Source organism: Mesorhizobium sp. M7A.F.Ca.AU.001.01.1.1 (genome assembly GCF_004022735.1).
In the GTDB taxonomy this organism is placed as follows: Bacteria; Pseudomonadota; Alphaproteobacteria; order Rhizobiales; family Rhizobiaceae; genus Mesorhizobium; species Mesorhizobium ciceri.
Genome location: NZ_RZPF01001082.1, coordinates 1 through 1,387 on the forward strand (window position 1 = coordinate 1; position 1,387 = coordinate 1,387).

The 1,387-nt window shown below is 61.1% G+C and carries 2 protein-coding genes; one reads left to right on the forward strand and one right to left on the reverse strand.

From position 1 onward, the window contains the following. Positions 1-3: 3 nt before the first annotated feature. Positions 4-270, reverse strand: coding sequence for a hypothetical protein (locus tag EN884_RS36010; RefSeq protein WP_013528900.1), 267 nt, complete (start codon positions 268-270; stop codon positions 4-6). 130 nt (positions 271-400) lie between these two features. Between EN884_RS36010 and gcvA the strand changes: the two genes are divergently transcribed. Then, positions 401-1,336, forward strand: coding sequence for a transcriptional regulator GcvA (gene gcvA / locus EN884_RS36015; RefSeq protein ID WP_013528901.1), 936 nt, complete (start codon positions 401-403; stop codon positions 1,334-1,336). Positions 1,337-1,387: the final 51 nt, after the last annotated feature.

Genomic DNA, 1,387 nt, shown 5'->3' on the forward strand with positions numbered 1-1,387 from the left:
CCCCTACTCCCCTATTCCCCTACGGCCAGGTCTCTGCCAGCCGATGTCGAGCAGGCCCAGCCGGCCAAGCTCCTTGTCCATTGCGCGAGCGACATCACGGCGCGCGCCGCCGATATCGCGCAGTTGGCGGTCGGAGAGATCCTCGACGTTCTGGTAGGCAGTATCGCGGCGGGGGAGGCGTATCGCGACCCGGGCGTGACGCAACCAGTCGAGGGTTTCGGCCAGCCAGTTCGGACGATGTGCGGACGAATTCAAAACGATGATGGACATGGTGTGCTCCGTTCTCCCCGAATATCAAATCCGGCTTGATGATGTTTCGATGGACAGATCATGCCAGATTGAAATCTCTGTAGGAAACGAGTAGTTTTCTCTCGATCATCAAGTTTTCTTTGAGGATAGGATGGCTCGTCTTCTGCCTGGGACTCGTGCCTTGAGGACGCTGGAGGCGGCGGCCCGGCACCTCAATTTCACCCGTGCCGCCGACGAGCTTGGGCTGACACCGGCCGCCGTCAGCCATCAGATCAAGGAAATCGAGGATCAGCTCGGGCTGGTGCTGTTCACGCGCACCAGCCGCACCATCCGGCTCACCGAGGCGGGAACGGTGCTGTTCGACGCCTCGGCGGACGCGCTCGACCTGCTTGGCCGGGCTGTTTCGCGGGCGCAAAAGCTGACGCGCGGCACCGCTCTTTTGAAGGTAACGCTCGACGCGCAGTTCGCGTCAAAATGGCTGATGCGACGCGTCGACGATTTTCGCAAGCGTCACCCCGATATCGAGTTGCGATTCGACATTGCCTATGAAGTGCGGGATTTCGAACTTGACGACATCGATGTCGGCATCCGTTTTGGCGCTGGCAAATATCCGGGCCTTCGCACCCACCGGCTGTTCGACAACATCCTCATTCCGGTATGCAGCCCGAGCCTTTTGACGTCCGGTCCGCCGCTGCGCGAGCCGCGCGATCTTTTCAACCATACGCTTGCGCATATCGAATGGTCGCGGCAAGGCGTGACGTGGCCGAACTGGCGGATGTGGATGGCGGCGGCCGGCATCAATGATTTCGACGACAGCCGGACAGTCGTGTTCGGAAATTCCACGGATGCCGTCCAGGCAGCGCTCGACGGCAATGCCGTTGCGCTCGCCGATTTCGCCATGGTGGCGAACGACCTTTCCCAGGGCAGGCTGGTGCAGCCTTTCGAACTCGGCCTGCGCGTGGCGCCCGAGTTCGCCTATTTCCTGGTCTATCCCGAGAATACCGCCGACGATCCGCGCATCGTCGCCTTTCGCGAATGGATGCTAGAGGAAGTCGCCAAGACGCGGACCACGGATAAAGGGCAGTAGGGCAGTAGGGCAGTAGGGCAGTAGGGCAGTAGGGCAGTAGGGCAGTAGGGC

Bases quoted from the DNA above. Each gene is read 5' to 3' on its own strand.
- EN884_RS36010 (WP_013528900.1), bottom strand. From the start codon at position 270: ATGTCCATCATCGTTTTGAATTCGTCCGCACATCGTCCGAACTGGCTG.
- gcvA (WP_013528901.1), top strand. From the start codon at position 401: ATGGCTCGTCTTCTGCCTGGGACTCGTGCCTTGAGGACGCTGGAGGCG.